Origin of the sequence: Parafilimonas sp. (genome assembly GCF_047606085.1) — a bacterium.
Classification (GTDB): Bacteria; Bacteroidota; Bacteroidia; order Chitinophagales; family Chitinophagaceae; genus Parafilimonas.
Genome location: NZ_JASGEX010000061.1, coordinates 1 through 9,627 on the forward strand (window position 1 = coordinate 1; position 9,627 = coordinate 9,627).

Annotated in this window: 9 protein-coding genes and 2 rRNA genes; 5 read left to right on the forward strand and 6 right to left on the reverse strand. The window is 40.8% G+C overall.

Going from position 1 to position 9,627, the window contains the following annotated elements:
* Nucleotides 1-77: 77 nt before the first annotated feature.
* On the reverse strand, nucleotides 78-272 hold the full coding sequence (locus QM629_RS05525) for a hypothetical protein (protein ID WP_415158028.1): 195 nt from the start codon (nucleotides 270-272) through the stop codon (nucleotides 78-80).
* A gap of 212 nt (nucleotides 273-484) precedes the next feature.
* Entirely contained in the window at nucleotides 485-940 is a 456-nt protein-coding gene (gene tnpA, locus QM629_RS05530; protein ID WP_415158030.1) for an IS200/IS605 family transposase, read from the reverse strand.
* Nucleotides 941-1,144: 204 nt separating this feature from the next.
* Here tnpA (QM629_RS05530) and rlmD point away from each other — a divergent pair, with 204 nt between their 5' ends.
* From rlmD to QM629_RS05555, 5 genes are all read left to right on the forward strand, one after another.
* Nucleotides 1,145-2,590 carry a 23S rRNA (uracil(1939)-C(5))-methyltransferase RlmD gene (gene rlmD / locus QM629_RS05535; RefSeq protein ID WP_415158032.1) on the forward strand — a complete coding sequence of 482 codons (1,446 nt, stop codon included), beginning with the start codon at nucleotides 1,145-1,147 and terminating at the stop codon, nucleotides 2,588-2,590.
* Nucleotides 2,591-3,424 carry a rhomboid family intramembrane serine protease gene (locus tag QM629_RS05540; protein WP_415158034.1) on the forward strand — a complete coding sequence of 278 codons (834 nt, stop codon included), beginning with the start codon at nucleotides 2,591-2,593 and terminating at the stop codon, nucleotides 3,422-3,424.
* A 157-nt stretch (nucleotides 3,425-3,581) separates the two neighbouring features.
* Nucleotides 3,582-4,502 (forward strand): rhomboid family intramembrane serine protease, encoded by a 921-nt coding sequence (locus QM629_RS05545; protein ID WP_415158036.1) that lies wholly within the window; start codon nucleotides 3,582-3,584, stop codon nucleotides 4,500-4,502.
* Nucleotides 4,503-4,516: 14 nt separating this feature from the next.
* Entirely contained in the window at nucleotides 4,517-5,617 is a 1,101-nt protein-coding gene (locus QM629_RS05550; RefSeq protein ID WP_415158038.1) for an endonuclease/exonuclease/phosphatase family protein, read from the forward strand.
* A gap of 29 nt (nucleotides 5,618-5,646) precedes the next feature.
* Nucleotides 5,647-6,762, forward strand: coding sequence for an endonuclease/exonuclease/phosphatase family protein (locus QM629_RS05555; protein WP_415158040.1), 1,116 nt, complete (start codon nucleotides 5,647-5,649; stop codon nucleotides 6,760-6,762).
* Between the two features lie 94 nt (nucleotides 6,763-6,856).
* Here the strand turns inward: QM629_RS05555 and tnpA (QM629_RS05560) are convergent, their stop codons facing one another.
* From tnpA (QM629_RS05560) to QM629_RS05575, 4 genes are all read right to left on the reverse strand, one after another.
* Nucleotides 6,857-7,309: an IS200/IS605 family transposase gene (gene tnpA, locus QM629_RS05560; protein ID WP_415158042.1), complete on the reverse strand. Its 453-nt coding sequence runs from the start codon at nucleotides 7,307-7,309 to the stop codon at nucleotides 6,857-6,859.
* A 389-nt stretch (nucleotides 7,310-7,698) separates the two neighbouring features.
* Nucleotides 7,699-8,607: a COX15/CtaA family protein gene (locus QM629_RS05565; RefSeq protein WP_415158044.1), complete on the reverse strand. Its 909-nt coding sequence runs from the start codon at nucleotides 8,605-8,607 to the stop codon at nucleotides 7,699-7,701.
* A gap of 376 nt (nucleotides 8,608-8,983) precedes the next feature.
* Nucleotides 8,984-9,095, reverse strand: a 5S ribosomal RNA gene (gene rrf / locus QM629_RS05570).
* A 146-nt stretch (nucleotides 9,096-9,241) separates the two neighbouring features.
* Nucleotides 9,242-9,627 (reverse strand): 23S ribosomal RNA (locus tag QM629_RS05575); the annotation flags it as partial.

Below are 9,627 nucleotides of genomic sequence, written 5' to 3' on the forward strand. Positions count from 1 at the left end.
AATTGAGCAGTTCTTCTCTAATCTCGAATATCAATTGGATGAGCTGATATCTTTACTACAATTTAATTTCGGAATTATTAAAGCAACTTAGTATAAATAACATCGCCTTCGGCAGGCGTATATACTTCTGCTTCTGTTGTAATAATTGTAGTATCTGGTGTTACAACCGCATCACTTGTTGTTACAACCGTGTCATTATTCGAAGTGGTGGAGGGCGAGTTATTGCAGGCTGCCATTATAACTGCAATTGCTACAGGGATAAGTTTTTTCATGTATATGTTTAAGAGATGGATATAAAATTTTCGTGCCAAAAAAGAAAGAATTAAAAAGATGGTTCAGCGAAATAATGCCTGTTTCAGCCGAAGCCGAGATTAAGCTGCCAGTTTTATAAGTGCCAAATACGGGAAATTTTGATGCTATGGCCGGATGTTCATAGTCAAATACCACCTGCAAAGCAGGTGGCTTAAAGAAGCAGCCCAAAGGGCTATATTCCAAGGTTCATCTGCGTAAAATCTTTTCCATCCCTTTCCTCTTTACGTTCTTCCTCTTCCTGATATTTTACATACCGCTTAATCATATCTTCATCTATGCCTACCGTATTCACAAAATAGCCGCTTGCCCAAAAATGATTTCCCCAATATGGTTTCTTTTTCAAAACAGGATAACTCCTGAATAACTTTATCGCTATTTTTCCCTTGATGGTGCCCATATAAGTTGATACGGAAATCTTGGGAGGAATACTGACTACTACATGAACATGGTCGCCACGAACATTCAACTCCTCTATTTCACAACCAAGCCATTCACTTAATTTGCGAATATCCTCATCTACTGACTTTCCAATATCTCCATTCAATATTCTGAACCGATACTTCGGAACCCATACAATATGATAATCGCACTTATACACTACATGAGATTGCTTCTTATACTTGCTCATGCAGCAAATTTAAACATACGGCATAGCCACGAGTACATAACCACCGCCAAAGGCGGTGGTTTTTCGAGAACTAATAAATTTCCATCTGCATTATCCCAAAGCAGCTTTTTAAAGCTTGCTTGCATCTATACAATTTTATAAGGTAATAAATTAAAACATGTTAATTTATACTATTCCCAAACTGAATGAATTTATTTTGCAGCTGTGAGAAAACAAAAACAACAGTTAATACTTGAAGACATTTTAATTGAGAATTATGCAGCCGAAGGAAAATCTGTGGCAAGAGTTGATGGAAAAGTTGTTTTTGTAGAGAATGTAGTGCCCGGCGATATTGCTGATGTACGGCTATATAAAAGTAAAAAAGATTGGGCCGAAGGTTTTCCGCTGCAAATAAAAAAGCTTTCTGAAAACAGGGTTACACCTTTCTGCGAACATTTTGGCGTGTGTGGCGGCTGCCAGTGGCAAATGCTGCCTTACGAAAAACAGCTTGAATACAAACAGCAGCAGGTAGGTGATATTTTGAAGCGCATAGCCAAATTGCCATTGCCCGAAATGCAAAACATTATTGGCGCTGCTGAAACCACATTGTACAGAAACAAACTTGAATATACTTTCTCCGCCAAAAAATTTATACCCGAAAGTGAATTCAGGCAATTGCGGAAAGAAGGAAAGGATACAGAGGCCATTGCAAACACAAACGTGGCCGGCTTTTACGCCAAAGGCGTTTTTGACAAGGTGGTTGACATTCATAAATGCTGGCTGCAGGCGGAGCCCACCAATGCTTTAAGAAACAGCATAGCCGGTTTTGCCCGCGAGCATAATTTTCCTTTTTACGATTTTAAACAGCATGCAGGCTGGCTCAGAAATATGATGGTGCGCATAGCTACCACAGGCGAAATAATGCTGAACATAACACTGGCCTATAAACATGAAGCCAGTATGCAGTTGCTGTTTCATTTTATACAGGAGCAATTCCCCCAGGTCACCACATTGCTTTACACCATCAATGGCAAACGCAATGACAGTATTTATGATCTTGCCCCGCAGGTGGTTTATGGAAAGGGTTATATTGTGGAAAAGCTTGGAAACTATCAATTTAAAATAAGCCCCAAGTCTTTTTTTCAAACCAATACCAGGCAGGGAGAAAAACTCTATGCAATCGCCCGAAATTTTGCAGAATTAACCGGGAAAGAAATCGTGTACGACCTGTATTGCGGCACCGGCAGCATTGGTATTTTTGTAAGTGCGCTGGCAAAAAAGATTATTGGAGTTGAAGCCATTGGCGAAGCTGTTGATGATGCTAAAGAAAACGCTGCTTTAAACAATCTTTCAAACACATCTTTTTATACGGGAGATGTTATTGATATATGCACAGATGATTTTTTTGAAAAAGAAGGAAAACCTGATGTTATTATTGTTGACCCGCCACGCGCCGGGCTGCCTGTAAAGCTTTCAGAAAAATTATTGCAGATAGAAGCGCCGCTTATTGTATATGTAAGCTGCAACCCGGCCACCCAGGCAAGGGATTTACAGTGGCTCGGGCAAAAATATTCGGTGGCGCAGGTGCAGCCGGTTGATATGTTCCCACATACACATCATATAGAAAACGTGGTGCAGCTAAAATTAAAAAACCAAATACAAACTGATTGAATGAAAGAGTTCAGGCCGGGCAGTTTCCAGATATTACCTGTAATAATCAAGAACCTTATTATCATTAATGTGCTCTTCTTTGTTGCAAGGCAAACCATCCAGTCGGGCAATTACGCCCCCATGGACGATTTGTTTGCTTTGCACACCTGGCAAAGCCCTTTGTTTAAGCCCTGGCAGTTTGTAACCCATCTTTTTATACATGGCAGCTGGGCGCACATTCTTTCAAACATGTTTGCCTTATGGATGTTTGGCTCGGTGCTCGAAAACCTTTGGGGGCCTAAGCGGTTTCTTACATTTTATATTATATGCGGCCTGGGCGCAGCCTTGCTGCACATGATCGTGCTGTATTTTGAAACCAGTTCGCTCCTGCACGATTTCAATGCTTTAAAAAACAATTTTACTTATGGCAGTTTTGAGAATTTTGCAGCGCAGCATCATGTAAGCGATTATTTTAACACGGGTGTGGTTTCTAACCTTACAGATGAATGGCGGAACGATGCCTACAATTCTTCGCTTGCTCAAAATGCCTATACGCTTACCAATAGTTTTGTTACTACCAAACTCAATGAGCCCACACTGGGCGCTTCCGGCGCCGTATTTGGCTGCCTTGCCGCTTTTGGTTATTTATTTCCGAACACCTACATATATATTTATTTTTTCCTGCCGCTAAAAGCAAAATGGTTCGTACTTATATATGCAGGATTTGAGCTGGTAATGGCTTTGCAAAACAGCGCCGGCGATAATGTGGCGCACTTTGCGCACCTAGGTGGCGCAATTTTTGGTTTGGCTTTGGTGTATTTCTGGAACAAAACAAACAGGCAAACATTTTATTAATAAACTTTGTTTATACTTTCTTTAAATAAACCACATACTTGTTCCACTTATTAACGGGAGATACATAGAAAAAATATGTTTTTATGTGGTTTTACAATACGGTTTAAACAAGTTCAATATTTTTTAATTTTGATTGTTCAATAATTTCCAATACACTATGTCTGTAAGAGAGCAAAACAGGAAGAAAAAAATGCTGATAGGCGACGACACCAATGCACTGGTATGGCTCGTAATCCTCAATTCACTATTTTTTGCAGGCATTCTGGCTATAAAAGTCATTTTTTATTTAACCGTGGGCGCTGAAAACACCAACAATGCCGGAATTGACAGCTGGATAGCTTTGCCGGCAAGCGGATATACCCTGCTTACCCGCCCCTGGACGCTTATTACCTACATGTTTGCGCACAACAGCATCTGGTACCTCATCAGCAGCCTCCTCTGGCTCTGGTGTTTCGGATACATTTTGCAGGATCTGGCCGGCAACAGCAAACTTTTTCCCATTTATTTGTACGGAGGCTTTTTTGGCGGCCTTTGTTTCATTATTACAGCCAATCTTATACCTGTTGTGCACGCCAATGCTGCCGGAATTTATATAATGGGAGCCGGCACCTCCGTAATGGCTATAGCAATTGCCGCCACCACGCTCTCGCCTAACTTCAGGATATTTCCCATGCTTAGCGGCGGCATTCCTTTATGGCTGCTTACGGTGATATTTGCAGCTATAGATTTAAGCACAATAGGATTAAGCCACAGCGGGGCAGTGGCTATAAGTCATATTGTAGCCGGGGCCACAGGCTTCTTCTTTGTTTACCAGTTGAAACATGGCAGAGACCCCGGCAAATGGATGATAGATTTAGCTAACTGGATAAATGATCTCTTCAATCCCGAAAAAAAATACAATGCGCCCGGGCATCAGCAGGTATATTATAAGGCAACAAAGAAACCTTTTGAAAAAATGCCTCATTTCAGTCAGCAAAAGCTGGATGAAATACTCGATAAAATAAATGAACAGGGCTATCATCTTCTTACCGAAGAAGAAAAAGAGTTTTTAAAAAAAGCAAGCAAAGAAAATTTTTAAGCGCGCGCTTCTGCATGAAAAAAACAATCAGGTTTGTATGGGTTTGCGGCTGCATTGCATTAACCGCCTTATTTCTTGTTTCCTGTTTCAGCGCGTACGTGTCTCCTTTCAGGTTTTCGTTCATGCCATTATTTGCGCTTTGGTTCCCTTACTGGTTTTTGGGCATTATAATAGCCGGCATTATCAATTTGTTTATGAAAAACAAGCTGGGCTATATTATGCTTGCCAGCTTATTGCCCGGCCTGCCGAATATTTTTAAAACAGTGGCGTTTAATCTCCCGGCTTCCTTTAATATTAACAGGAAAGATTCAGGCTTAAGGATACTTACGTGGAATGTGCAGGGCTTTGTTACATCCAATCCGCACGAAAATAAATGGCCTTATATTTTGCAGGTGGTAAAAAACAACAAGCCCGACGTGGTTTGCATGCAGGAGTTTTTAAACACCATCACAAATCCTGATAAAAACAGGTATATACTGGATGAAATGAAGGATATGGGCTATGCTTACCATTTTTTTTCAAACGACAATTTCTTCAGGCTCTATAACGGTGTGCGGGTAGTGGATGGATGCGCCATTTTTTCAAAAACACCTTTCACCGATAGCGGCAGGATTACCATTACCACCTGGCCCGAAAAACAAAACCTGGTTTATGCCGGCCTTGAGCTGCACCATAAACCCTTCAGGGTGTTAACAGCGCGCCTTGAATCGTTCAGGTTATACAACGATACTACAAATAAAAACCAGGATATTTACGAAATAACCTATCACCGCAAACGCACCATCCAGTATAAGCTTCGCGATGTAGAAAAACTGCATGCAAAGGAAGCAGCCATCATCCGCAATGAAATAAACAGGGCCCAAATGCCCGTTATTTACTGCGGCGACATGAACTCAGTGCCCACATCGTACACCTATCATACATTAAGAGGCAACCTGAATGATGCTTTTCTTGAGAAAGGCCCGGGCATAGGCCGTACATTTTATAAAATACTGCCCACATTGCGCATTGATTATATTTTTACAGATAAACGTTTTCGTGTGTTTCAAACAACAGTGATTAATAAAAAGCTATCCGACCATTATCCCGTTATAACAGATATTGATTGGAAATAAAATTTACATCAATTCGTTATTTTTAATTCATGGCTCATGTTTTCCGTCATATCATAAGAAATATATTCCTCTTTCTCACCATACTTGCATGCATAGTGTATTTGCTTACCCTGCTGGTGCCTTTTTTAAACCCTCAAAACTGGTGGCTGGTAGGTTTTCTCGGCCTTACCTTTCCTTATTTATTTTTTCTGCTGGTATTTATTTTCTTTTTCTGGCTTATAGCCAAGCCAAAATTGTCGCTGCTGCCATTGCTTGTGGTGGCACTGGGATATAAACAAATAGGTGTAACATTTGCCGCTAATTTTTCCCCTGCCAATCTTAGTAAAAAGCCGGCTAAAACGTTTCGCATCGTTAGCTGGAATGTGGCTAACATGTATGGTTTAAGCAATAATGAAGAAATAAAAAAGCATAACCGCATGGAGCTGGCCCAGTCTGTGCTTGACCTGCGGCCCGATATTATTTGCCTGCAGGAATTTAATCATTCTTTTACCCGCGGCGAAAGCGCTGACAACATCGGCCTCTTTAGCGGGAAATATCCTTACTATTTTTATTCGGAAGATTATAATAAAGATCATGGTTTTTACACCTCCGGCTCCATTGTTTTCTCCAAATACCCGCTGGTTGATTCAGGCAAAACCGGTTTTCCGGGCAAATTTTCAGGAAGTCTTATTTATGTGGATGCCAAAGTGGGCAACGATACCTTACGCATTTTTACCACCCACCTGCAATCGTTTGGCTTTAATACAGCCGACTATGCTGAAATGAATAAAATTAAAGAACGCGACGATGAAGCCATTGACGCTTCCAAAAATATTTTTATCAAGATGAAGGCGGCGTTCACCAATCGCGGTTTACAGGCCGCTATCGTGCGGCGGCAAACAGATTCTGTGGGATATCCCTCCATTATATGCGGCGACTTTAATGATGTGCCTACTTCTTACACTTATTTCCGTATAAGAAACACCCGGCAGGATGCTTTTCTTAAAACCGGCACCGGCGTGGGCAAAACTTACAGCACACTGGCCCCCATGCTGCGCATTGATTATATTTTGCCAGATACCAATTTCACTGTTAAACAGTTTGACATGGTAGATGAAAACCTGAGCGACCATGTAATGCTGGTAAGCGATTTACAATTAAAGTAAATGGGAGATGCTTACGTAAAATTTGCCGCACCTTTGAAAGACATGAATTAACCACCACCTGCAAAGCAGGTAGTTTGAAGGATGAAGCCAAAGGCTAAGTTCCAGGATCGAAGTCGAAACCCTGTTGGTTACTCTCCTCTTTACGTTCTTCATCTTTCTGATATTTTACATACCTTCTTATTTGGTCTTCATTGATTCCAACTGTATTCACAAAATAACCCCTACCCCAAAAATGATTGCCCCAATACGGACGTTTCTTCAACATTGGATAACTCTTGAATACTTTTATGGCTGTTTTTCCCTTTATTGTTCCCATGTATGTTGATACCGATTCCTTTGGTGGAATGCTTATCACCACATGAACATGATCAACCAGAACATTCAATTCTGCTATCTCACACCCTAACCATTCACTGTACATGCGTATATCTTTATCCATCAACATCCCTACTTCTCCAGTTAAAATCCGAAAACGATACTTAGGTACCCATACAATATGATAATCACACTTGTAAATTACATGAGACTGCTTTTTGTATTTACTCATCCTCAAATTTACAATTCCGGCTTAGCATACAGCACATTACCACCGCCTTAGGCGGTGGGTTTCCGAGTTGCACTAAAAAAACCAGCCGCACTTTTATTATACGGATCATTATTTAACAGTTCTTATCTCACGATCGTTTTTGTCCTTTTAATTATTTTCTTCCGCTTTTTCTTCTAATTTATGCATTAAAGATGAGAATGGCCCCCGCATGTGTTCATGCGGGTCAGTTGTATTCAGGGTTTCAGGATCGGGTTTAATAGCTGCATCCTTATTTGATTTATTGGCCTGTATCCGTTCTTCTTTTTCATCTCCCGTAATATGTGTTTTTATTCATAATCAGGCAAACTTTTTGCCAGCCTTGAGTTTTTTTGTGTACCTGAGGCAAATGTTTAACTCTTTAAATTAAGCTGAAAAGCAAACAGGCTTACAAATAAAACGGAAGAAAGTAGTAAGTGAACGGGCTGTATAAAAGCAGGAATATTTAAAGCTACCAGCAAAAAACCGGCCGCAGCAACAAGCAAAACGATCAACAACAGAAAAAGCGCTATCTTTTGTAAACTGGCATGCGAAAGTGAGCGCCAGAATATAAGTATCACCAGCAGCGATGTAATAATTGCAACAATTTTGTGCACATCAAATACAGCATTCAGTTGCGAAAGCCAGGTTTCCCTTTGCTGATAGTTTAATGCTTTTGATACTTCATCAACCTGTTCCCGCACATCTGTTCCAATAATAATCTGTAATAAAAGCACAATGAGCGTAATCCTGGTTAAGATTAGGAGGTTTTTATCATGAACTACTTTATCATTATTCAGCCTGTGCAAAATGAGCGCAGGTATTACAGCGAGAAACAGGGCAGCCAGCATGTGCAGGGTAATTTTTACAACAGCTAGATTGGTATCTACCACCAGTTTGCCCAGCCAGGCTTCAAAAACAGTACCTGCGAGAAAAAGGCATGAAAGCCAGAATATAGATTGTTTTGAACTGAAAAATTTTTTAAAGCTCCAGCTAACATGTATAACTATTAGAATACCCAATATGCCGGTGATAAGCCTGTTTATATATTCAACCCAGGCGTGCGCCGGGTTATATTTCATATCTATGTCCTGCTTATCAAGGTATTTTTTATAATCTGCAGGAAGGTCTTTGCTGCTGAAAGGCGGCATTAAACGCCCGTAACAATGTGGCCAGTCTGGGCAACCCATACCACTTTGCGTTGTACGCACTACGCCGCCGGCAAGTATAACCAGGAAAACAAATATCAAAACAAGCCTGGTATAGTTTAAATAAGCATTCATCAGTTTACAGCATGCAAAAATAAACGGTTAACACTTTGCTATTGAAATAAAAAAAATCTCTGATTAAATTTAATGCCTGCCGCATTCCGTATAATATGTGAAACACTTTCTGCTATGCAACCCAGCGTTCTGCATAACAGGAAGCTGACAGATAATATTTCCACAAACTGACTTTATAAAACTTGACGCTGCCCACATCAACTTTCCGCTCTTACTTTGACAGGCTTTCTGCCACTGTTTAACCTGCAAACAGTCTTGTTCTAAAATACTCTGCTGAATTTAGTTTGCTACACCAATCATTGTGGCAGATTAAATGCATGTACAAGCTTATGATAAACAAAAAAGCCTCTCCGGAAACCGGAAAGGCTTTTAATAAATACGGCAGCTACCTACTCTCCCGCATTTCTGTGCAGTACCATCGGCCATAAGGGGCTTAACTTCTCTGTTCGGTATGGGAAGAGGTGAACACCCTCGGCAAAACCACCATAAAAATATGGCTATTGGCTTTTAGCTATTGGCTATTAGCAAAGAAAGGCTAACAGCTAAAGGCTAATGGCTAACAGCTTAATAATGTCATATTGGAAAAGCTCTCATCACTGGAGAACTAAATATTTTTCGGAAAAACCAAAAAAATAAAATTAAAGCTTACGGGCAATTAGTACTACTCGGCTTTGCTATTACTAACTTTAGACCTGTAGCCTATCAACGTTATCGTCTATAACGACCCTTAAAAGTAAACTCATCTTGAGGAAGGTTTCACGCTTAGATGCTTTCAGCGTTTATCCTGGCTGTACATAGCTACTCTGCATTGCAGTTGGCACCACAACAGATACACCAGCGGTACATGCGACCCGGTCCTCTCGTACTAAGGTCACGTCCTCTCAATTTACTAGCGCCCACCACAGATAGGGACCGAACTGTCTTGCGACGTTCTGAACCCAGTTCACGTGCCACTTTAATCGGCGAACAGCCGAACCCTTGGGACCTTCTCCAGCCCCAGGATGTGACGAACCGACATCG